At 55.6% G+C, this 21906-nt stretch carries 22 protein-coding genes; 13 read left to right on the top strand and 9 right to left on the bottom strand.

The features are described from left to right. Positions 1-102 precede the first annotated feature (102 nt). Entirely contained in the window at positions 103-1026 is a 924-nt protein-coding gene (locus NBT67_RS17035; protein ID WP_251344649.1) for a DHH family phosphoesterase, read from the top strand. A gap of 185 nt (positions 1027-1211) precedes the next feature. On the opposite strand, the gene NBT67_RS17030 is transcribed toward NBT67_RS17035, so the two are convergent. From NBT67_RS17030 to NBT67_RS17015, 4 genes are all read right to left on the bottom strand, one after another. Continuing rightward, positions 1212-1823, bottom strand: coding sequence for an SIMPL domain-containing protein (locus NBT67_RS17030; RefSeq protein WP_251344648.1), 612 nt, complete (start codon positions 1821-1823; stop codon positions 1212-1214). 127 nt (positions 1824-1950) lie between these two features. Continuing rightward, positions 1951-2847 (bottom strand): metallophosphoesterase family protein, encoded by an 897-nt coding sequence (locus NBT67_RS17025; RefSeq protein WP_251344647.1) that lies wholly within the window; start codon positions 2845-2847, stop codon positions 1951-1953. 46 nt (positions 2848-2893) lie between these two features. After that, positions 2894-3463, bottom strand: a complete 570-nt coding sequence (locus NBT67_RS17020) for a metallophosphoesterase (protein WP_251344646.1) — start codon at positions 3461-3463, stop codon at positions 2894-2896. 14 nt (positions 3464-3477) lie between these two features. After that, positions 3478-3744 carry a hypothetical protein gene (locus tag NBT67_RS17015; RefSeq protein ID WP_251344645.1) on the bottom strand — a complete coding sequence of 89 codons (267 nt, stop codon included), beginning with the start codon at positions 3742-3744 and terminating at the stop codon, positions 3478-3480. Positions 3745-3807: 63 nt separating this feature from the next. On the opposite strand from NBT67_RS17015, the gene NBT67_RS17010 reads away from it, so the two are divergent. Then, complete coding sequence (locus tag NBT67_RS17010) at positions 3808-5163, top strand: hypothetical protein (protein WP_251344644.1); 1356 nt, start codon at positions 3808-3810, stop codon at positions 5161-5163. A gap of 86 nt (positions 5164-5249) precedes the next feature. Beyond that, on the top strand, positions 5250-5936 hold the full coding sequence (locus NBT67_RS17005) for an HAD family hydrolase (RefSeq protein WP_251344643.1): 687 nt from the start codon (positions 5250-5252) through the stop codon (positions 5934-5936). Here NBT67_RS17005 and NBT67_RS17000 read toward each other — a convergent pair. Together NBT67_RS17000 and NBT67_RS16995 are read right to left on the bottom strand one after the other, a co-directional pair. Next, positions 5912-7342, bottom strand: coding sequence for a hypothetical protein (locus NBT67_RS17000; protein ID WP_251344642.1), 1431 nt, complete (start codon positions 7340-7342; stop codon positions 5912-5914). The two genes, NBT67_RS17005 and NBT67_RS17000, sit on opposite strands and share 25 nt — an antisense overlap. Continuing rightward, the gene (locus NBT67_RS16995) at positions 7339-8454 is read right to left on the bottom strand and encodes a helix-turn-helix domain-containing protein (RefSeq protein ID WP_251344641.1); all 1116 of its coding nucleotides are present in this window, start codon (positions 8452-8454) and stop codon (positions 7339-7341) included. Before NBT67_RS16995 ends, NBT67_RS17000 begins: the two co-directional genes overlap by 4 nt. A 147-nt stretch (positions 8455-8601) precedes the next feature. On the opposite strand from NBT67_RS16995, the gene NBT67_RS16990 reads away from it, so the two are divergent. The 10 genes from NBT67_RS16990 (at position 8602) to NBT67_RS16950 (ending at position 18655) form a co-directional block, all read left to right on the top strand. After that, positions 8602-8934, top strand: coding sequence for a hypothetical protein (locus NBT67_RS16990; protein ID WP_251344640.1), 333 nt, complete (start codon positions 8602-8604; stop codon positions 8932-8934). A 2-nt stretch (positions 8935-8936) separates the two neighbouring features. Then, complete coding sequence (locus tag NBT67_RS16985) at positions 8937-9641, top strand: hypothetical protein (RefSeq protein ID WP_251344639.1); 705 nt, start codon at positions 8937-8939, stop codon at positions 9639-9641. 3 nt (positions 9642-9644) lie between these two features. Beyond that, positions 9645-10760 (top strand): ATP-binding protein, encoded by a 1116-nt coding sequence (locus NBT67_RS16980; protein WP_251344638.1) that lies wholly within the window; start codon positions 9645-9647, stop codon positions 10758-10760. A 6-nt stretch (positions 10761-10766) separates the two neighbouring features. Continuing rightward, positions 10767-11375, top strand: a complete 609-nt coding sequence (locus NBT67_RS18225) for a transglutaminase domain-containing protein (RefSeq protein ID WP_425498945.1) — start codon at positions 10767-10769, stop codon at positions 11373-11375. Positions 11376-11961: 586 nt separating this feature from the next. Beyond that, positions 11962-12828, top strand: a complete 867-nt coding sequence (locus NBT67_RS16975) for a TOMM precursor leader peptide-binding protein (RefSeq protein ID WP_251344637.1) — start codon at positions 11962-11964, stop codon at positions 12826-12828. After that, positions 12813-14150: a YcaO-like family protein gene (locus NBT67_RS16970; RefSeq protein WP_251344636.1), complete on the top strand. Its 1338-nt coding sequence runs from the start codon at positions 12813-12815 to the stop codon at positions 14148-14150. Before NBT67_RS16975 ends, NBT67_RS16970 begins: the two co-directional genes overlap by 16 nt. Beyond that, positions 14147-14908, top strand: coding sequence for a SagB/ThcOx family dehydrogenase (locus tag NBT67_RS16965; RefSeq protein ID WP_251344635.1), 762 nt, complete (start codon positions 14147-14149; stop codon positions 14906-14908). The genes NBT67_RS16970 and NBT67_RS16965 overlap by 4 nt, the downstream gene beginning before the upstream one ends. Further along, positions 14905-15870, top strand: coding sequence for a methyltransferase domain-containing protein (locus tag NBT67_RS16960; RefSeq protein ID WP_251344634.1), 966 nt, complete (start codon positions 14905-14907; stop codon positions 15868-15870). The genes NBT67_RS16965 and NBT67_RS16960 overlap by 4 nt, the downstream gene beginning before the upstream one ends. 31 nt (positions 15871-15901) lie before the next feature. Then, positions 15902-17251 (top strand): M28 family metallopeptidase, encoded by a 1350-nt coding sequence (locus tag NBT67_RS16955; protein ID WP_251344633.1) that lies wholly within the window; start codon positions 15902-15904, stop codon positions 17249-17251. A 132-nt stretch (positions 17252-17383) separates the two neighbouring features. After that, positions 17384-18655, top strand: coding sequence for an amidase (locus NBT67_RS16950; RefSeq protein WP_251344632.1), 1272 nt, complete (start codon positions 17384-17386; stop codon positions 18653-18655). A 125-nt stretch (positions 18656-18780) separates the two neighbouring features. Here NBT67_RS16950 and NBT67_RS16945 read toward each other — a convergent pair whose 3' ends face one another. The 3 genes from NBT67_RS16945 to NBT67_RS16935 all read right to left on the bottom strand — a co-directional run bounded on the left by NBT67_RS16945 (position 18781) and on the right by NBT67_RS16935 (position 21391). Next, positions 18781-19602, bottom strand: coding sequence for a hypothetical protein (locus NBT67_RS16945; protein WP_251344631.1), 822 nt, complete (start codon positions 19600-19602; stop codon positions 18781-18783). Beyond that, positions 19595-20191, bottom strand: a complete 597-nt coding sequence (locus tag NBT67_RS16940; RefSeq protein ID WP_251344630.1) for a hypothetical protein — start codon at positions 20189-20191, stop codon at positions 19595-19597. Before NBT67_RS16940 ends, NBT67_RS16945 begins: the two co-directional genes overlap by 8 nt. Positions 20192-20278: 87 nt before the next feature. After that, positions 20279-21391, bottom strand: coding sequence for a sugar-transfer associated ATP-grasp domain-containing protein (locus NBT67_RS16935; protein ID WP_251344629.1), 1113 nt, complete (start codon positions 21389-21391; stop codon positions 20279-20281). Positions 21392-21906 lie beyond the last annotated feature (515 nt).

Raw genomic sequence — 21906 nt, 5'->3', positions numbered from 1 at the left:
GATTCGTTCTCATACCGGCAGAACGGTTAAAACACTCCCACGTTCAGCCCCGCTACTGTGAACCCTGCTCGGTTCGCTCAACGACTCCAGGGCCACGATCCAGTGTTGCTCGTCACCCACCGGCACGCCGACCGGGACAGCCTCGGAAGCGCCATCGCACTCGACGAGGCGCTCGCTGCCGATACAACGGTCTGTACGCCCGACGGCATCAAGGCCAGCGCGAAGCCGCTCGTCGAGTCGATTCCGACGGTCACGGATCCGGACGTGTCGTCCTACGACGGGGTCGTCGTGCTCGACTCACCCTCGCTGGATCGAATCGCGCCAGTCGATCCGACCGGTGGGGAATCGGAGCTGTACCTCATCGACCATCACACCAATGGCGACCTCGAATCGGCTGCGACCGCTGCCGTCCTCGACACGGCGGCCGAGTCGACGGCGGAACTCGTCTACCGCATCATCGAGGCTGCCGACTGGGAACTCTCCGCCCCTGGGGCGACCGCGCTCGTCGCTGGCCTCCTATCCGACACTGGGTTTCTCGCCACCGCCGGGGCGCCACAGGTCGAGTACCTGACGGACCTCCTCGATCACCTTCGCGGGGAGGAGCAGCGCCTCGCGTCGCTGTTTCCGGTGCCGGAGTCCCCCGGGAAGCGGATGGCACGGTTCAAGGGTGTGCTTCGCGCGGACGGGTACAAGGCCGGGGACACGGTTGTCGCAGTCACACGAGTCGGCGGTGACGAATCCGCGGCAACCCGAGCACTCCTCACCGTAGAAGCCGACTGTGCGTTCGCCGTCTCCGACCAGGGCGACCACGTCCGGGTCGTCGGGCGCTGCACGGACGCGTTCGCTGAGCGGCTGAGTCTGGGTGACGACCTATTCCCATCGCTGGCCGAACGAGCGGGGCTCGGCGGAGGCCACGATGGCGCGGGAACAGTCCGAATCTCCGGGCGCTCGGTCGCAGCGGTGGAAGCCGAGATCCTCGCGGCAGTTGAGCGACACTTGGGAGTGACCTTTGGGGAGGTGGCGTGATGTTGAACCCTCAGTGATAGCTGGACGGATGCACGTTAGCTGAATCGGCGTGAAACCAGGTGTGCCTGAACGATGAAAACATCTATCCATGAGCCCTGAATCAACTCGTGGCTTCGGGGTGTTGGGACTCATCAACCATCGCCATCTTCATGCAAGGATTCTGCTGGCCGGGAGTCGGGCACGCGTCACTCCTCAAGCTCGTAGACGACCTCGACAGACTGGGAGATCGTGATGGGCGTCGGCTGGAGATCGGGCCCGTCGTGATCACACAGTGCGTCTTCGACGAGTCCGTCCATCCCCGAGCGTTTGTCTGTCATCATCATCTCTCGGACGCGACCGACGGTTGATTCCTCGGCACGCGCCAGCCGCTCGGCTTTCTCTCTGGCCCGAGCGACGGCCGCATTGAGCGCTTCGTCCTGCAACCGTTCACGAACGTCTTTGTGGAACCCGAATTCGACACTCTGGACGGTTCCGCCGGCCTCCAGCGTGTCGACAACCACGGCTTCTGCCGTCTCCGGGACACAGTCGATACGGAGTCGCTCTATACCCTGAAATCGCTTGTCGGTCTCGGGCTCGAATAGCTCCGTAGACTCCTTGACTCGTATCTCCGTTGTCTGAACACGATCAGGATCAACGGTGGTCTGTGCCGACCGAATCGTCGCGGCTAGGTCTTGAGCCGACTTTCGGGCGGCTGATGCCGTGTCTGCTCCTGCAATAGCTCTCGCTTCGACCGTCGCTAGATCGGGGGTTTCGGTTCGCCTTCCCGTCGCTTCGGTGGTGACCGTTCTGTCTGTCATCGGTCTTCATCAGCGGGTACCTGTGCCTCCTACAATACTTTTTGCCAGGTGGTGCCTGGCACCTCAGCGCTGGCCTCCTCGGCCAGATTGGAGGCATCCACGAGCCTGTGAAGCAGTCGTCACGCTATCACCACCTCACGTCGACCGCCTCCACCTGCACCGCGCCATCCTGATGGATTGTCACGCTCGAGATGCCTGCGTCGCCGGGATTGTGCGCATAGGCATGCCCCTCTAATGTGCGTACTGCGGTCGTACCGCGCTTGTGCGTGTGGCCGGATAAGCAGCCAATCGCTTCGGTTATGGCCACGGCTAGCCGGAGGGCGAGTGACCCGGAATGCACTGATCCATCGTGGGAGTGTTGGCCCCGGATATCGAATGGGACGCCGAACGGGGAGACATGGCTCGCGATGAGGCCCAAGTCACGGCGGTCCTCGAGAAGCCCATGGATGGTCTCTAAACGGTTTACGAGCAACTCCAGCGACTCTTTGAACGATTCGTCCGTCTCCGCAGTGCCGAGTCGTCCGGCGAATTCTGACTCACTCAAGAAGCCTCCAATAAACTGGCTAGTCTCGTGGAGTAGCGCGTCTGCGGCTGTGTCCGCAGTCTGGCCTGGCCCGACCGATACTCCGGGGTAGTCTGAGGCAAGGAATGAGGGTTTGAAGTCGAACTGGTCGAATCCCCACCCAGCGATAGTCAACTCCCACGTCCCGTCGACGGCGACCGTGATGTTGTCTCGGTGGAGTGGCGTGATGTTCGCGAGCCCGTCGCTCAGTCGCTGCGTACAGCTAATCGGATCGTGGTTTCCTGGAACCGCCAACACGGGAACGCCCTCATCGTTCAGCGCGTCGAAGAACTCCCGCCCGCGCTCCTCGTATGCCTCTCCCGCTGCATCCGATGGCGCGTGGTCACGGTTGTCGTCAATCACGTCCCCAAGCGAGATGACGAGGTCGTGATTCGTCACGGGCAGTTCATCGATAGGGAACCGGGCGCCTGTCGAACGGAGATGAAGGTCGGTGAAGACCAACGCCTCGATGGTCGCCCCAGCGACCCGAATCGTGTCCGCTTCGGCATCAAAATCCGTTATTGTCCTCGAGCCCCTCCTCTGCTGCTGCCCGGTCGGCGAACCGCTCGCCGCAGGCTAGGTACTCAACCAGCCGGTCGGTCGACAATGGCCGGTAGTCCAGCAGTTCAACGGAGAAGTTGACCCGGCACGTTTCGGGATCAACGAACGGGAATTGATCCGGCCAATTGTTATGATGGTGGCCGTGAAGCAGCCATCCCTTCCAGTTCGAGGGGCCGTCCGCGGGATCGTGGGTGGCGTGGAATGGAACTCCACGGTGCTTGAAGCGAAACTCTTCAGCGAACTGGGCCTGTTCTACACCCTCCAGTACGGTGCCATCGTGGTTGCCCATCAAAAAGATAATTTCGCCGTTGAGTTCGTCGAGCCAGTCCAGCAGGGCCGCAGCTGACGTACGAATAGTCAAATCGCCACCGTACAGCACCTCGTCATTTGGGTCGATGATGGCATTCCAGCGTTCAACCAGCGTCTCGTTCATCTCACCAACTGAGCTGAAGGGTCGGTCACAGTAGTCGATGATGTTGTCGTGATCAAGGTGGAGGTCCGAGATGAGATAGTCCATTGTGTGGTTACTTGTTACATCCCCGAATGACGTCGAATATGGTATGCGTACCCCCAAATAAATGCTAATGTTCCGACTACGGCGAGGTAAACTGCCGTGATGGTATAATCAGTACTCAGTGGAACAAATGGATGGGAGCTTACGATACTGGAAAGCGACTCTATAGCGAGTTCAATATCTCTGGTGGTGACAAGTAATTCAATGAGTCGAGAAAGGACAGGCCCGACAACGACGACGACAACAGCCGCAACTGCATGGGAGAGGCCAGTCCGCTTGGGCATGGTACAACTTTGAAACGGGGACGTGAAAAAGTTTTATTTGCCATAGCAAATTATAGGCCAAGTATGTCACAGCGGGATGCGCTCCTCGCGTTACCAGGGCCCTCAACCACTTCTCTAGTTCTAAACATCCCTCATATTTATCAGACCCAAAACCAGCCGGTGGTGTTGATTGACAAATACGACTACGACAAAATCCGATCTCGAGCAATCTTCGAGGAGAATACGAAATATCACTACCTGACGCTGGCATATGAATCTCTCGCACGGCGAGGGATCATCGATCTTATCGATTACAGCCAGTTCTATCCCCCTCAATTGCGCGAGCGCAACCTCGAGCGAAATGAGAAGCTTCTCCAGAAACTATCGAACGATACCAGTCGGCGCTACGCAACCGTAGCCTGTGAGTTGTGGACTGACTACGCTCGAGGGGAATACCAAGAGGATTTCAGGAGTGGGTTAAGCGAAAATGTCGACGAGTTCGTTTCGATGAGGCGCTCCGAACGGCAACAAGAACGGAAGATGGCCTCTGGGGTGGGGGATACCGATGGATGGCTACGGAAAGTGATTAACAAGGATGTCGCGGCGCTTCACATCCGGCGGAATGCCGACCGTGAGTTGAACCAGTATAACGTGAAGGGGATAATCGCTGGTGGTGAACATCTCATCACAAGCCAGCTCAACGGCATGACGCCTTCTGGGCTATCGGATTTCGACCTTCCCGTTTCGGAAGCGGGAGCCAGTGCTAAGCATCTTGATCGACTTCATGCTGGGAATCGAATCTACGGTCTGATGCCATCTGAACTGACGGAGACGAGGGAGACGTTGAATCTAACTAGCGAACTCGCAAGCGAGATTGCGGAGGTCAACGAAGATGATTGGTTCGTACTGGGTCCTTCTCTTGCTGTTCCGAGTTATGATGATCTCCTTGAAATGGACTCAATCAAGTACCAGTTTCAGGATCGGGAGCTTGCTGATCTCCAACAGCAGGCAGCGAATCTTGTGAAGGAACTCCGCTCGAAAGCTGAGGTACCGACTTCAATCAATAAACTCCAATATAGTGCTGAGTATACTGCTGAGCAACGAGGAAGTGGAGTCTCGACCAGTGGGTTTTCGGTTTCATCACTTACGGCGTCATTAGAGCACGCCGTGCAGCTCTCTACAGCATCAAATCAGATTCGGTCGCTCACACAAGAGGGTGGATATGATGAAGCTGCTGTCTTCGTTGCCCTTTCGCTCATGAACGACCCAGCACATCGATATGAGCAGGAGGATGTCTATCGTAAAGCGACGGAACTCAAACGACGTCTTAACCCCCCGAACCTTGATCAGGCTACGTTGGAATCCTATCGGAAGGAACGCCAAGGGGAAACCTGGTCAGAGAACAAAGACTGGCACGAAGATCCGGAGGCAGATCGTTGAATGATTAGAGATCATATGATGCTCACCCATCCGAATGAGAAAACGGTAGAGAAGTACAAGCGAAAATCCAAATCAGATCTATTCAAATGACTAGTTCCACGATTGCAGCCGATCAGACGGAATCATCACAGCCAGCGGGTGTTGTTTTTCTTGACTTCGATGACGCTCTTATCTTTGGGAGCACATGGAGAATTCTTCATCAACACTTTGGCGTCGTTGAGGATGCAAACGAACACTATGATAAATTCTCTAATGGAGAAATCTCATTTTCGCAGTGGGGGCATCTTGATGCCGGGTTATGGGGAGGTAATCCTGCAAATGCTCTTACTGATGCTGCCGAGAACGTGGATCGAATTTCTGGTATTGACACGATGATTCAACTCCTGAGGTCAGAAGGGTATATTGTTGGAATCGTTAGTGGTGGGGTTCAGCAGCTCATCTCGGAGATTATGGATGGTCACGAACTGGACTTTCTCACCGCTAACAAGTTGAATTTAGATGGTGGGCGAATATCAGGTGATGTTGATATGACTGTCACCCCGTACACGAAACAAGATATATTTGAACAGATCGCGAGCAACCACTCAATTCCTCTCGAACAGACGATTGCGATTGGGAACTCTTCCGATGACTTCCAGCGAAACCTTCGTGGCTTGCAGATCGGCCTGAATCCTTCCGATGAAACCACCCGTGATATGGCAGATCAGATTGTAGAAGGAGAGAGTATAGAACCAGTAATCCCAATTATTCAGGAGTGGGCAGAAGGGACGTAGTTCAGATCGTTAAGCCACTGAGCTAGATGTTTTCGCTCCGGCGTGTCAATTAATTCCTCCCCTGTGTTTCTCAGGCTCTTTCTCAAATTGTCTGCTACTCGCTCGGGATCAATCTCGAATAGTGGGGGGGACAGCGAGACGGTATTCCCAGATAGTGTTCGAGAGATCTTTTTCTTGACCTCTGTCCGAAGCGCTGTGAGTTCTGTTAGGGATCGGAATTCACTCATGAATGTCCGGAGAAAGAGCGCTCGTCGAACAGCTAATAGGTGTCCGTCCCCATCTACAGTTGGGTTTGTATTGAACCACTGGCGTCGGATCTCGAATTCACCTGTATTACTTGTATCAAATGAGATTACCTCGAATGCTGGTCCATAGAGGTGCGCGAAGACCAAATCTATGAAATCATCACGTAGAGCGGATAACTCACTATCTGGCATATTCTTTATCCCCATGTATTGAGCCGGGCTCTGAATGTCCATCTCTTCAAGGAACGACTTTGAGGTGATGTTATCGATAAGACGACCCTGATTCAGCTGTTTGAGCACGTACAATATCCAGATGTCACCGTACTGTTCGGCAGCATCGCAATCGAGAATCGATGTTAGCTGTCCACTGGAGAGGTTATACTGGTTAAAATAATCTAACAATCGTTGTTCGGGCCCACGTTGCTCGGAGACTCTCTTCGTAATGACGGATTCAACTTCTGGGTCCTCTGTTTCAAGTTCCTCAGTAACAAGTGCTGAGAGTTCCGTTAGAAACTGTCGGGGAATCGCGTAGAGGACAGCGATACGCTTCACGATTGACTCATTATTGAGGGCATGTGAAGATGCGGCAATCAACTGAAATTGCCATAGCAACTCGGTTTCTTTCCACATTGCTGTTCTCGGGTCGATCAAGTCTCTGAGGTGCTGGGCTTCGTGGGTTCGGATGTTCTGTGAAAGTAATTCTCTGGCGGACCTCGCCTGCGTTTGCGAGAGATCATCTGACAACAAGGGAGTCACCAGTTGCCTGCGAATTTCCTCCAGAACCGAAGCAGAAACAGTTGGTTCCTGTTCTAAAGTTCGTAATAGAGCGGTTTCGCTCGCCGGCTGATGAACAAACGACCGGGAGAGCGAGTCTACACTCGTTGCGATTGTTCCACCTTGGAGTAGCCTGTCCGATATTACCGTATCTGGTGCGACGGTGCTATTGTTAATGTGATAATCTTCAGGATTCGCAGTAAACCGAACATAGGGGATGTCATTCTGATCAAACTGAACTGGAGACGTGTGGAGTTCAAGAGGAATCGTAAATTCAAATATCGGGGTATACTCCCCTTGTGTCGGAAGAGCACAGCTCCTACCTCGAATCCGTGCGACATCTTCCCCAAATGTCGGTCCGAGTTTGACCTGAAAGATATTACTCACGGGTCATGTTGATCTATCCGACGGAAGGCTTTATTAATCATATGCCATTCTGCGAAGCTGGCAGTTTCAAGAGATTGCCAGTCATCTCCGAGCGGGAAGACCTTGTCATCACGAACAAGACATCTATATATCCCAGCAGACAGCGGGTGACCGCTTGCGTCTTCCATTTCCTCAAGTTCGGATGCAATAGCTCGGAGGTTTTCTGCGAGAGCCTCTGTATCCCGTCCACGTATTGACCCGACTGTCCGGAGCCCATCGCCTGAATCGACACAAACTACAGGCCCGATTTCAGCGGTACCGACGATACCTTGGAGGTTCCCCCCTCGGAATGCATTCGCAGCATCTGGTTCGGCTATCAATTCAGGTTCAGTACCAGCCTTTAGGCCATCTTGAGGAGAAATGGTTTGTGACTGATCTGAAGCCGATACACTACTATTGGTTTGAGACTTTTGCGTTTTGACGGTGTCACGTTCGATAGAGGTGTCAAAGATTACCTTCCTCAGGAGGTTTCCTTGATGTCGACCTTTTTTTGTGAGTTCAATTTCTTCACCGTCTCTACGAATCGTCCCGTGCTGCTCAAGATTATCTAGAATCTGCTCGAAGTGTTGCTTAGATACGGAGTTGATCGTCTCTCTATCGATGTTTTCCATCCGAATGATCAAATCGTCAATCCATATCTCATGTTGCGCTTCAGTCGATAGGTCAACTAATCCAGCTAGGACGAGAAACGGTGTTTCACTTCGGAACCTATAGAGAGGGGAGAGTGCATTCTCAACAAGGGAGATCTCATCAGCTGCCCAATCAACCGATTCGAGGTCGATATCGAATTCAGATAATATCGACTGATAGATTTCAATCAAGCCTTCACCGTGTTCGGTGACCACTACGCTATGCCCCTGTTTATTGATTACAGGGAGAGGTAGGTTCTCGAGAGTGCGAAAATATTTTGAAACCGTCGACCGAGCGCATCCAACTTCGTTGGCAATCTCTTCCTGCGTTTTTCGGTCGGGCCCCTGAATGACTATGAGAGTTGCCAAAACGGGGGGGGTGATTGATCTAATCACCTCGGTAGCAGTCGGGAGTGATTTTTCCTCAACGAGTGGGCCAGACATTACCATACCCTTGGCCCTCGCCCACATTAATGCTTTACAAATTTGTGTAACACTCCCTCTCCACTGATACATCTATGATACAAGATAGAACATTCCTAAATTGAGCAAAACATTTTTAAATTTGCTCTCTCTATTTGGGGGTGAGCGATGAACGATGCACTACTCGCACTCGTGTTCGTAGGTCACGTGCTCCTCGGAGTGCTGGGCACGTTGGCGGTGTACAAGGCGCTTGAACGAAACTGGATGTCCGGTTGGCTCTTCAGCCTGGGTCTGGCCGGGGCAACTGTCTTTGCCGAGTGGAAACTCGGCGAAGCACTGCTCACGGTGACCGCAGAAGAACAAGATTTGCTGGTCGTGGTTGCGGTCATCGGAGCTTTGGTCGGTATCCTGTCGACCGTAGTCATGACCAAGCCAGACATCTCCCACGATCGCCGGGCCCAACTTAACGAACAAGGCATCGAAAACAGCGATACCTCATAATCATGGTCAGTCTCCGAGAACCCGTCCGCGACTGGTTGAAGAAAGTCTTCGGCGCACAGACGCTGAACGAGATGAAAGCAGTGGCTGAACGTGAGGGAGAACGCGTCTTCGGAACGCAATACACGATCCAAGACTACGAAGACGACCTCACGCAACATGAGCAGAAGATGAAGGAGGCTGAGGATAGGTTCGAGCACTTCAACGACCTCCGGAACGACTACCTCGAACAGGCCCGGAGTGCTTCGAATCTGACGCGCAAACGGTACCTCGCCAAGGCGCGGAAGATGCGGAAGCAGGCGTTCAAACACGTCAAACTGTTCGTTGCTCATCTCGAGAAATTCGAACAGAAGCTGGACGAACTCACGGCCTACGAAACTAAAGCCGTCTCCGCAGATGAGAACACGAAGGTCGACCTCGACGAGACGGCCGAGGCTGTCAATGAGCAACTCATCGGAAACACGTCCGAGATGGACAGCGTCGAGCGTGAAGAGGCCGACAAGGCGATAGAGCGGGAGCTGAACAAGCACAGTCTCGATGACAAGGTTCGACGAGAGGAGGATGCACTCCGTCAGATGGAAGAAGAAGGAGTCTCTGCCGAGGAGGTCGGTCTCAACGAGGACGTCGACGGCTTCCTCGAGGAAGAACTCGGGGGGCAGGATCTTGCATCTGATCAGGAAGAGGAAGACCAGGTCGAGCTAGAGTGGTAATCTATGTTCGATAGGCTTAAAAAGCAGTCCGCGAGCGACCTGTCGAAGCAAGAGTTGAAGCACCGGATCCAGGAGCTGAAAGCAGAGGCCAGCCGACTCTCGAATGAGTCGGACCCAAATCAGGAGATGTTGGCAAAGTGTTTCAAAGAGTTGGAACGCTGCTTCCGAGCACTCGCGGATAAGGAGTCTTTCCCTCCGCTGGAAGAGAAACACCGCTCCAAGGCTGCAAACTGGCGGAAAGCTGCTGATCAGAAGCGTGTGGTCGACAGCTCGAGTATCACTCCGGAAGTCGAGCATGAACGAGAAGGACAAGAGGGAGGTCAGGAAGACGAGACCGAAGAATTCGACTGGAGAGACCCCGAAATCGATTTCTCGGATGTGGGGGGACGCGACGAACTGAAGTCGCGTCTCTGGGAACTAGCGATTGGACCCGTCGAGAGCAAGGAACAACACCGAAAGTACGGTGTTCCGGTTCCCAATGGTGTTCTCTTTGCAGGTCCACCAGGCACGGGCAAGAGTCACATGGCGAAGGCGTTGGCTGGTGAACTCGATCGGAAATATCTGGATATTTCCCTGGCTGAGATCCGGGATAGTTTGGCTGGCGAATCCGAGAAGAACGTCAAGAGGCTGTTCGAACAGGCGAAGGAACACCAGCCTTGTCTCATCATTATCGACGAGGTTGACGCTCTCATCCAGCAGCGCGGGAGTAATGATCTGTCTGCGGGTATGCGACAATTAGTGAGCCAGTTCCTCCGCGACATGCCGTCACTGAAGGAAGAAGATGTTCTCATCGTCGGGACGACCAACTTTCAGGGAGATATGGACGACGCAGTCGATCGCCCTGGTCGATTCGGACAGGATTTCACCATCGGTCTCCCGGGCAAGGCTTGTCGGCAGGAAGTCCTCCAGATTCATCTGGAGGATCGGCCAGTTGCTAGTAGTAGCGTGGACCTCCGGGAGATCGCTCGACTGACTCAGGATTATAGCTGTGCCGACCTAGAGGAGGTAACAGTTGAGGCAGCTCGGAAGGCCCTGAAAGAAGATGCCTACATCACTCAGAAACACCTGGAGTGTGGGGTACAACAGGTAGATCCCAGTGTCAATCCTTCAAAGTGGTGAGACACCTTGCCCCAGCTAAAGAACAAACCACCAGATGATGTCATTGTAGATGTTGCGGAGAATCTTAATCCCGGTCCGTTTGGGAAGGTCGTAAAGAAAGCTCGAAGCCACGTTGATGGCGCGGGGGTCGGCGGTGTTAAGATCGCATGCGACCTCCATCGATTAGTCCGGACGAAGGTCGATTACGCGGAATATGCAAATTTTCGACATCCGCCTATAGAATGCCTCGGTAATGAAGGCAACTGCGTGGACACGACTTGTTTGTTCTGCTCGTTACTGATTCGAGTGGGATTCGAGTGCCGGATGGTTTCGGTTTCCCTCCGAGATCGCGGCCATATGTTTACAGAGGTGCTGATACCCGCGTCCCACGACGAAATCCACGACGATATCGTCGATTATTACACCGATCGCCGGTTCCTGGGTGGGATTAACACGGCCTCGGTGGGTTCCAACGAACAAGGATGCAGATGGGTAATCGCTGATCCAGCTACATCGGATTTTCTCGGTGATACGACGGGATTACGAGAACTGGGATACATAAGAAACTCTGGCGAGAGTTGGGATGCACCTCAGTGGAGTGGGGACACAGATCGGTATAGGATTCACTTCGGCTAACCCAAGCTGAACGACACGCTGAATAATTCTTCGAATGCCACTCAATTTCCCGTTTACTCGCTACAACCCACCGGGGACTTCCGGACCAGATCAGATTGGCGTCTACGAATTGGGTTGGCCTGCACCAACCGTCAGCGGCTATGCGGTTGTATATATCGGAAGCGGACGGGTCAGTAGCAGGTTGCGTAATCACTGGCGTAGCGATAAGACTTGGTGCGTGTATCGGTGCGAAATAACCAACTCAACGAGACGAGCACGGGAGCGTGAAAGACGAGAACAGCGACGATTCAATAATATGAATGGTCGATTACCTCGATATAATCACCGGATCGGATAATCCGCTATTTAAAGGTAAGATAAAGCCATGCAGCCTCGTTTACGAAGCGTGGCAATCCTGCCTCTGTCCAAGGTTCGTTTCAGTCCGGACAGATGTGCTAATACCCTCGATTTCACCAGTCTCTCGAAGAATTCCCTCGTTAGGACTTTTAAATCACGGCATTAAACTTGATTACCTCTGAGTATGTTTATAGCGTAATGCCAGCCAATAGGCGTGATCATTATTAATCAAAATAGAGTTCAGAAGTACTTGTTCCCGGAATACGCCGATTTCACTCGTATTACTGACACACGAGCCGTAGTCACTACACCAACGGCAGAGAAGGACGTGACCGGCGGGACTGTTCCGGTGGTAGAGGAGGTTCTGATGATTCTCCGGGGGGGCGGAACCATTGACGAGATCCTCTCCGAGACAGAGTTGAGCGAAACGGTAGCGAAAGAACTGCTTTCGTATTTGGAAGAGGAACGGATCATCTTCCCCGACGAAGACCAGTTTCAGAGCGACATTTTGGATTGGCTCGCTTCGGATCCGGCACGATCCCGAGAACGACTTCAAGAGCAGACTGTCGGAATCATCTCGTCTGAACACATTGAATACCCTAATTCGGTGCTGGAGCAGCTGGAACAGTACGTTACAGTTGAACACTACACGACGCGGGAAGATATAGGAGATAATCTCAATCTACTTCTCTCGGTCGCAAGTAACGAGCGGCCGGACTGGCAAGAATATCTTCTTGCCGACGCGATGGCGAACGACTACCAGTTCTTGCCAGGAAGAATCTGCGGGACGACGCTGCGGATCGGACCGTTGACACGTCCAACTAGCACGCCGTGCTACCACTGTTTCTACACCAGATGGTTAGCGAGTTCCGATGCCCCAACCGAGGTGCGGCGAGCATTGGCTGACCGGAAGATGCCCCATGAATCTGTTAATGCGCCGCTCTTGGCGTATCAGCACCTAGAGAGTCTTCTCCTTCGTGAGACGCTTTTTGCGCTTCTTGAAGGGAGGACCGCTGTCTCGGAGGGCTCGTACATCGAGTACGACATAGAGTCGTGTGAATTGAACAGATCGGACGTGTTGAAGCTTCCAGGGTGTGACTCATGCGGGACGAATTAGCGACCCCGTCAAAAAACGAGTTGGTAGCGGACGAGGCCTTACCCATCGAGATAGCCCTACAGCTGGCCGAAGACCTCGTTGACGAGCATGTCGGTCCGATTGTGGAGTACGCTGCTGGCCACGATTTTTACCACGAATACTCCAACGTATATCAGTACGTCACACGGGTTCAAGACACCACAGTGTTCAGCGACACGGGTCGAAGCGATCCGCAAAATACGACTGGGTCGGGGCTCGACGAAGGTAAAGCGCAGATCAAAGCGCTCGCCGAAGCAATCGAGCGGTACTGTTTCACGCTTACTGATCTGGAAGATTTCGCACACGGCGAAGCTGTTGATGTGTCCTTGGAAGCAGCCGATCCCCTCTGTTTCAACAAGTTTAGCGACCGGCAGCTCGAAGCGAGGGATCTCACGCGCGAGCAGATTCGGGAGGCCGAGTACTACTGGACTGCAGCTACCGAACTGGTATCCGGCCAACGGACGCTGATTCCCGCCCAGACTGTGTATCTCCCATTCCCTGAGTCCCCCCAGATAAGAAATCCGACATCCAACGGGTCGGCCGCACACACCTCACCGCGGAAAGCAGTGCTGGGTGGTATCGGCGAGGTGATCGAGCGTGAGAGTTTCGTCATCCACTTTTTGAATGAGCTCCCCGCTCCGGTTCTGGATCCGACGAGCGTTGATGACGAGCGACTGGCGACGTATCACAGCGTCTGCCGACAGAAGGGCCTCGACGTGACCCTTCTGGACCTCACCCTGGATCAACCGCTATACACCTGCCTCGCTGTCGGCTATACCGACCGGAAAAACCGCATGATCGATCTCGGACTCGGGGCGGCGGCGACCCAGCTTGAGGCGGCTAGAGACGCGATGCGCGAACTCCTGCAGATTAGCAAGTGGGAAACCAGCGATAGCGACGCCGTTCAGGAGCCGGGCGACATCATCTCGCTCAACGAGCGCGCGCACTACTGGACTGGGAGGGACCCCGAGGACGACCTGAGCTTCTGGTTGGACCCCGACCGTGAGCCGCAGCCGATACCGAGCGACGAGGAGCGCCCTAACGATGTCCTGAACGCGGTTTTGCAATGGCTCTCGGACAACGACTTCCGGTGTTTCGTCGTGGACGCGACGACAGATGATATCGCCGACCAGGGTTTCGTTGCCGTGAAAGCCGTCATTCCTGCTCTTCACCCTCTCTATTTAATACGCGACTATCGGTATCTCGGGGGGGATCGCCTGTATACGGTCCCGGTAGATGTCGGACTTCTGGACGCACCGAACGACGAAGCAGAACTCAACGATACGCCACACCCGTTCCTATGACGTCACGAAAATCACTTGACGGCCGGCGGCTCCGCTGGATCTTCCACGAGAGCAGTAAAAACTTCGAGCTGGGTGAGGTCAGGAAGGCCGGCGGCACGCTAGAAAATTGGAGCGAAATCGACTACAAGCAGTACGACGCCGGAACCACGATTCCGCTGTCTTCCGACGTCGACCTTGATGAACCCCTCCGAGCTGCGATCTCGGAGCGTAGGTCCCCGAAGCTAGGCGCCGTAGAGCAACGTCCCGTGTCTATCGAGGACCTGTCAGCGTGTATCGGCGAGGCGGCGGGCATCACACAGTACGGCGAAACAGACGACGATCACTATCGGGCGTACCCATCGGGAGGAGCGCGATACCCGCTGGAGGTGTACGTGACCGTTCTCGCCGGCGATGATCTGGCCGAGGGCGTGTACCATTACGACGTGAAGGAAAATTGCCTCGCGCAACTCCGGACAGACAGTGCGGTCACTGACCTGGATTTCTTCTATAGGGACATCCGAGAGAACGTCTCGGTAGTGGTGTTCGTCACGGCCCGCATGGAACGGACGACACGAAAGTACGGCGAGCGGGGGTATCGTTACGCGAACGTCGAAGCAGGTCACCTGATGCAGAACGTCTGCCTGTTGGCGGAGGCGCGTGGACTCGCCTGTCGTCCGTACGGTGGTTTCATCGAAGACCGGGCAGATTCCTACCTTAGGCTGCAAAACGAGCCGGAGACGACGCTCTACACCGGGTTACTCGGAGGGCGGTCAGTATGACGGACTTCGTCAGCGAATCCACCCTAGAGCGCATCGAAGCCGAGCTTGTCGCGGAATTCCGATCGCTCGTCGACGGTATGATCCTTGACCCCGAGTTCCAATACGAGATCGATTCCTTCGAGGCAGTCGAACGCCGGTCGACGTTCCCGACGGATATCGATGTGTTGTTTCTATTGAACGTGACGACAAACAATCGCGCGCAGTTGCTGGGCCAAGCGACGCCATTTGAGCAAGGGGATTACAAGGGATTCTACAACAACCTCTACGGTGGGTGGTTGGCGAAACACCTGCAGGACGAATTTGCGCTCGACTTCCGGTATTACGTCGACGTGAACGCGGTGCCGGCGGCCGATCACTGCGAGCAGTTCGATCGAGAAATCCCTCTGGAAACTGCCATCCGGGAAAACCTCGTCAGGGAGGACAGCCGACTGGTCGATAAAATGAACGAGTACGGTCTCGATTCGCTCGTTCTCGGGGGTGGGACGCTCGTCGCAGGACCGCAACCGGCGCCGATCGAAACGATCGAGCGCCTGTTCGATGAGCACGACATCGACGCCGTGCTTGATCTCTTCTGTGGGTCGGGGGCGTTCGCGAAAGTATCGCTGCAACGGGGTGCGTCGGCGGTAACGTGCCTAGATCTCGACCTCGCGAGCGCGAGAGAGAACCTCCGAGAGTGCCGCGATCAAGTTCGGTTCGAGGAAGGCGACGCGTTCGACTTCACGCCGGATCGACACTACGACCTAGCACTCGTCGATCCGTATTTCCACCTCCTACCCGAGTTCATTGATGAGCAGTATCGGACGCTAAGTGCTGCCGCGGACATGATCCTTGTTACTGCCGGATTCCGGGGGGATCACTACTGGATTGAGACCGTCCGCGACAACGTCGAACGGTACAGCACGGCCACGGAAGTCATCGATACGGGTCGAACCGTACAAATCCTCTCACACCACGCGGAGTAACGAAAGCCACCACCCAAACGCAACGACACTCATGGTAGAACTACCAGACCGGATTGTTGGACAGGCATATCGGAGCCGTCAGCTCTGGAAGACGCTGATCGAGTTCGCGTCGATCGACGGCCGCGTGGCCGGCCACGAGGGGGAAGCCACCGCGGCATCGGTACTCAAAGATCACTTCTCACGTTACGCCGAGCGTGTCACGACCTCCCAGTTCTCGGTCCCGAAGTGGTCTGAAAACGAAGCATCGCTGACTGTTCCCTCCGCTGCCGACCGAGATGTGCGGACCTCAACCCCGGAACTGGACATACGAGCCTTGTCGGGATCGCCGACCGGAGACGTAACCACGGAACTGGTGTGTGTCGGAAACGCACATCCTGACGAGTATCGCGCGTTCGATCTGGACGGAACGATCGTGATGGCCAGCAGCGAAAATCCACAGTCGTGCGACCGGTGGGTTCACCGGATGGAAAAGTACGCCGCCGCCGTGGACTGCGGAGCGGACGGATTTCTTTTCAGAAACTGCGTTGAGGGGCGGCTCCCGCCGGCCGGCGACATCGGCTACGAGAACCGCCCGGCGCCCATTCCGGGGGCCGGGGTATCTGCCGAACTCGGAATCCGCCTTCGTCGATATTACGGCGACCGGCCGCAGGTACGATTACGGACGGACTGCGAAACGGAACCGGCGACCTCGCGGAACATCGAGGCGGTCGTCGGACCGGAGACACAGGGGGCCGTCGTCGTGACGGCACACCTCGATTCGCACCCCCTCGGCGAGGGAGCGGCAGACAACGCCGCAGGGTGTGCGCTCCTGGTAGAGCTCGCCCGGCTCCTCTCACAGATTCAGGACTCGTTAGATACACAGCTTCGCTTCGTCGGATTCGGCGCCGAAGAGGTTGGACTGTATGGTTCGACGGCGTGGGCGGCCGAGCGGGACCTGTCTGAGATAACCTGTCTCGTCAATCTCGACGGCACGACCGGGTCGGAGACGCTTCACGTCAGCCTTAATTCATTTACGGCGCTCAAGTCCCCATTCGAGCAGACAGCGAAAGCTCTCTATACACCGCTTTCGACGGACTCGTCAATCATCCCGCACGGAGACCAGTGGGCGGTCGTGAAAGAGGGAGTTCCGGGGGTGATGGTCGGCGCGGCGTCCGATCGCACGGGACGCGGGTGGGAACATACGGCGGCCGACACGACGGACAAGATTGACATCCGTAACCTCCGTTCGATTGCGATTCAGGTCGCGGACGTGCTTGTTCGATTGGCGAACCACACTGCCCCTCTCAACCGGAAGTCCCGAACGGAGATCCGCGACCTGCTCGACGAGCACTATAAAACTGAACTGAAAGCTCGCGGTCAGTGGCCGTATGGGGACACGTAGCGGGGCAGACTGGAGCACCGAATCCACCGCAATCCGACAAATATGCACTCTGATTTCCCGAAAGAGCGGGCGGAGACAATCGCTGAACACCTTGCACTCGACTGTGTCGCAGTAACGGAGCTCCGATCGGCGATGCACGACGTGCGGGTTCAGCTAAATCTCAAAGGAGAGCCGGATGCGGAGACGGGGTGCCCGACGGATGTCGAACTCTCCGAGAACGGCGCCATAATCGACGATTTCGGGACGGCGACTACTGACGCGGAAACGGGCGACCTGAACCTGATCGTGAAAGATTGTATCGCGGTCAACGGGACGAAGATGACGGCCGGGAGCCAGTCGTTCTGTCATCAATCGGAGACCGACGCGGCTGTCGTCGGCGCGATACGAGCGGCGCCCGATCTAACGCTCTCCGGAACAGCCAACATGGACGCGTTCGCGTACGGCGTTACCGGTACAAAAAGTGAACTGGGGGCCGTCCGGAACCCTCGTTCACCAAATCTTGTTCCCGGCGGTTCGTCGAGCGGGTGTGCAGCCGCCGTCGCGGCGGGGACGGTGGACGGTGCGATTACGACGGATACCGGCGGCAGCACCCGAATCCCGGCAGCGTGTTGCGGCATCGCGGGCTACAGACCGACGTCGGATGTCCTGCCTACCGACGGGGTCTTCCCGCTCGCTCCGTCTTTCGACACCGTTGGCATTCAAGCACCCACCCCCGACGCAATCAAGCGTCTTCTGGATCGAACCGGATACGTTCTCCCCGATTTGGAGGCTCCGCCGTCGCCCCCGTTCGAGATCGGGGTCCCGGAGGCACACCGACAGTCCGTCGCGGAAGTGCTACGGCACACACCAGAAGCGCCCGACTGGAGGATTCGCACGATCAATCTGGTTCCGGAACACACAACGCTGGAGCGACTCTTAACGGCCTACGCGACTATCGTCGCCGTAGATCTCCTGCAGGTTCTCGCCGGCCGATTCGAGACGATCCCGCGTGCAGCGATCCGGGACTCCGTCGTCGACAGCCTCGCCGAGGCGCGTGCTACGGGCTATCGATCGCAGGTGTTGCAGGACGTGTTCCTCGTCACGACGGGCGTGAACGCCGCGACGGGCGGGCGGGCGTACGCGGCAGCCGACGAAATGCTCGGGGAGTTCCAGCAACATTTCCAGAGGCTCTTGGAGACCGTGGACGGTATTTGTCTGCCAACAATCGGGTGTCCGGTCCCCCGACGGCCAGTCGCCTCTGCTGCCGTCTCGCAATTACTCCGGTACACCTTCCCGGCGAACGTCGTTGACGCGCCGGCGCTCGCGATTCCGGTTGGGGCGGCACACCCTGTGCCAGAGAGTATGCAGCTTATGACGGCCACAGGTAACGATGAGGTACTGTTCCGAATGGCGAAGCACCTGTAGTCGACGCTTCGAAGTGATACGTTCGGCTTAAGTACTCGTTCGACATCGCCCTGCTCGCGCATTTGCGAAGCGCGACGTTTTTTCAAACGCAGGGTCGGCCGATGGCGACAGGCAGGCCGACACGGTCACAGTGGGTATGGGACCTCAACAGCCGCATGGAGCAGGCGATTGGTGTAGTAGATCGACGGGTAGGTCGCTGGGTAAATGATAATAAACGTGTTGAACCCCATGCTAAGTGCGTTGATTGCGTGAAAACCCAATCCGACGACAAGCAGCCCGATTGTGATTTCTCTCGGAGCAACAAGCGCGATCGGGAACAGACACTCGAAGGCGATAATACCCCGGCTGAGTGGCTTCGTCACTGCAGGGAATCGGGCAAGTGCTCTCGAGGCGCCGTCTGCGACCCATATTTCTGCGTCAGCGATGTCACTCAGCATCGTTCCGTTTCGCCAATCTGCAACAGTGAGTTTCAGCCATCCGGCCACCGTGTATGACAGCACCACTTGCACAGTGACGAAGCCGATTGCCAACGTGATTGCGAGCGCCGACGTGGTGATTGACGCCCAGAGTATCCCTAGAAGGACAACCAGACTGACATGGTATGTTCCGTTCAGTCCCGCATGGTGTCGGATTCCAAAGAGAATGGTCGTTAAGAGGAGGACCAGCGGACTCCACGGCGAAAGGTCGTTCACAATCGCCTGTATCTCAAGCAGCCCTCCGGCGAAGACGTGTATGTAAAGTACGTATTTGAATCGCCTATCGCCGAGGAAGAGCCTAAACAGCCGTGCCTGCCACTCCTTCTCGAACTGTAACGTGGCGATACTGGAACTGAGCACGCCGCCGTTGGTATAGCGGTCGAACTCGACAATCGCCTGCAAGCCGGTCACAATGCAGTACAAGGCTACCCCAGCCTGGAGTACGCGTAGTACCGTCCCATCGTCAATCATCTTCGCCACCGTCGTCTCGTAGCTCGTACCACCTGGAGAGCAGCATTTGGCGGTCTTCCTCCTGTGACCGTACAGACTGCTTGACGATGAACTGCGTCAATTCGGCGTCCGGGTGGTGGGGTTGTGATTTCGTGAACTCGATCAGCATCTTATGTGAGAAGTGGGGTATCTCGCCGTCGATTGCGGTCAGATCTCGCATCCCCTCTCCCATATCGTGATGAAAGTTTACGAACGAAAGTAGCCAAAAAACAACGACATCCAGTGCTTTTTGCGTCGTTCGTCTGGGGTTCCAGAGGAACGTATACGGCCGGAACTGGAACGCAATATCGTCAACGTACGTCCATTCGGTGTGAGTCCCATCAGTTAATCTGTCTCGATATGCAAATCTAAACCCCAAGATACGGGCTTCCGGGGCAAAAAAATTGTACTGCGGTATAAATCGAGCGACATGGCCGACGTGCGCGAACAACAGCTTTGGCTTCACCGACTGCAGTACCGCCAGAAGCGTGTACAGGCCGAGGAGGATCGCAATCACAAGATCCAGCGCCGGGAGCGGACTGGGATCGAAATCCGCGAAAGCAGCCAGCATAGTGTTTGGGGTTCTGTTGGAACGTGTACGTCGATGGAAATATTTGTTGCTCTCTTCCCTCCACGCCCCGTTTTTCGGTGCTACGAATCAGATGACGCCGTGATCTTCGAAAAACGCATTGGTCGTCTCATCCTTCAAGAGTGGTTCGCGGAGCTGCAGTATATCCACATCCGGGAACGCGTTCGCTTCGATGACGGCTGGCGGCCCCTCGTCTTGAGGGACAACGTCCCAAGCGAGATACGGGAGTTCCGGAAACGCCGACGCTGCCTCAACAGTCCGCTCACGGATCGATTCCCAGCACGGAATCCGCCGCCCTTTAATTCGTGCGTTCGTATCGGGGTGTTCGCCGAACGCTACCCGTTCACCGTCCCTGAGGCCAACTGCCGCCATCAGTTCGCCAGCGTTGCGGTCGATCTGCGCCGCGAGCCCATTATTCGACCAGTTATCGGTGGGCGAGGTCGTATCCGTTCCAATTCGCTGGACGGCCGCAATGATCCGTGGGGACTCGGCTGTCGACGGCCGAATCGTCACCAGCCGAAGCGTGTTCGTGGCCTCCGGATAGATGGCGTGGAGGTACGCCGCTTGGTCGACGTACTCGGTGACGAGGTATCTGGAGAGCGAGGCGATCAACGATCGCAGGTCGTTCTCCGTCGTCTTCTCTCCGTTGAGGAGATATGTGCCGGGATTGGGTCGCTGAATCACGTAGATGCCCTGGCCGCGATAACCGTAAATCGGTTTGAGTACGACCGCCCCCTTCTGTTTTAGGATGTCAAAGATACTGACGGTCGTCGAACTCCCCCATTGTTCCGGCACGACGGTCTCCGCCTCAACGATGGCAAACACGGTAGGGTGATCGACGTTCGGGACCGATCGAAGCTGTCGGGCAAACAATAATTTGTTCCTGGTGGCAATCCCGTGCCATGTATTTATCTGGTTCGACCGTTCCCGCTCGATATCCGTAACAAACGTTCGGTCGTCCCACGAATCAAGCGGGTAAATCACCGACGATCGGGTGAGAAAACCCTTACGCCAGTAGTTCTGACGCTCAAGCAGGGGGACATCGAACTCGCCCCACCGTTCCAGTTCCCTGTTCGCTAATCGATACCGGATTCGTGCTTCTCGGCATAGTTTGCTCCGGTAGACGTATCTTTTCGTCTGATTGTAAATCGACTCGATCCCCGCGAGTGGATTGGATATCAAGAATACTAGTTGGAGTTGCTGCCGACCGCCCTATACCCTTCCACCTCGGATGCTTCCGAGATGTGACCAAGCCCGCCCGTGGATCGAACCGTTCAGTTGCTGTCGGAGTTACACGAGGGGCCGCCGCAGCCGGGGCCGCCACAACTGGAATTGGCTTGGGCGTTGCACTCGGAGTTACTGTTGGGGGCGAAGTCGGAGTTACACGAGGGGCCGCCGCAGCCGGGGCCGCCACAACTGGAATTCATAGCCGGCGGGGTGGGACCACTGTGGCCGAACTCCGAGATCTCGAGGTCGATGCCGTCCGCGGTCACGTTTTGTCGTGACATATGTGAAGGTTAATTGGGAGCCACTTAATAATTGTGTTACTAGTTGTTTACATATCTCTGCTGAGGTGTGGTTAGTTTTTTATCATCTCTATCTACGAACAGAACCAGAACTATGATGCCCGAAAAAGATCCGGAGCGAGAGAACACCTATTTTGTCACTAACGACGTACCGGCTGAAGACAACCAAAA

Source organism: Haloplanus sp. GDY1 (assembly GCF_023703775.1).
GTDB lineage: Archaea > Halobacteriota > Halobacteria > Halobacteriales > Haloferacaceae > Haloplanus > Haloplanus halophilus.
Note: the sequence above shows the minus strand (reverse complement) of the source record. Positions and strands in the feature narration are given on the sequence as shown.

Bases quoted from the DNA above. Each gene is read 5' to 3' on its own strand.
- NBT67_RS17030 (WP_251344648.1), bottom strand. From the start codon at position 1,823: ATGACAGACAGAACGGTCACCACCGAAGCGACGGGAAGGCGAACCGAA.
- NBT67_RS17020 (WP_251344646.1), bottom strand. From the start codon at position 3,463: ATGGACTATCTCATCTCGGACCTCCACCTTGATCACGACAACATCATC.
- NBT67_RS17015 (WP_251344645.1), bottom strand. From the start codon at position 3,744: ATGCCCAAGCGGACTGGCCTCTCCCATGCAGTTGCGGCTGTTGTCGTC.
- NBT67_RS17010 (WP_251344644.1), top strand. From the start codon at position 3,808: ATGTCACAGCGGGATGCGCTCCTCGCGTTACCAGGGCCCTCAACCACT.
- NBT67_RS17005 (WP_251344643.1), top strand. From the start codon at position 5,250: ATGACTAGTTCCACGATTGCAGCCGATCAGACGGAATCATCACAGCCA.
- NBT67_RS16995 (WP_251344641.1), bottom strand. From the start codon at position 8,454: ATGTCTGGCCCACTCGTTGAGGAAAAATCACTCCCGACTGCTACCGAG.
- NBT67_RS16990 (WP_251344640.1), top strand. From the start codon at position 8,602: ATGAACGATGCACTACTCGCACTCGTGTTCGTAGGTCACGTGCTCCTC.
- NBT67_RS16985 (WP_251344639.1), top strand. From the start codon at position 8,937: ATGGTCAGTCTCCGAGAACCCGTCCGCGACTGGTTGAAGAAAGTCTTC.
- NBT67_RS16980 (WP_251344638.1), top strand. From the start codon at position 9,645: ATGTTCGATAGGCTTAAAAAGCAGTCCGCGAGCGACCTGTCGAAGCAA.
- NBT67_RS16970 (WP_251344636.1), top strand. From the start codon at position 12,813: ATGCGGGACGAATTAGCGACCCCGTCAAAAAACGAGTTGGTAGCGGAC.
- NBT67_RS16965 (WP_251344635.1), top strand. From the start codon at position 14,147: ATGACGTCACGAAAATCACTTGACGGCCGGCGGCTCCGCTGGATCTTC.
- NBT67_RS16960 (WP_251344634.1), top strand. From the start codon at position 14,905: ATGACGGACTTCGTCAGCGAATCCACCCTAGAGCGCATCGAAGCCGAG.
- NBT67_RS16955 (WP_251344633.1), top strand. From the start codon at position 15,902: ATGGTAGAACTACCAGACCGGATTGTTGGACAGGCATATCGGAGCCGT.
- NBT67_RS16950 (WP_251344632.1), top strand. From the start codon at position 17,384: ATGCACGACGTGCGGGTTCAGCTAAATCTCAAAGGAGAGCCGGATGCG.
- NBT67_RS16945 (WP_251344631.1), bottom strand. From the start codon at position 19,602: ATGATTGACGATGGGACGGTACTACGCGTACTCCAGGCTGGGGTAGCC.
- NBT67_RS16940 (WP_251344630.1), bottom strand. From the start codon at position 20,191: ATGCTGGCTGCTTTCGCGGATTTCGATCCCAGTCCGCTCCCGGCGCTG.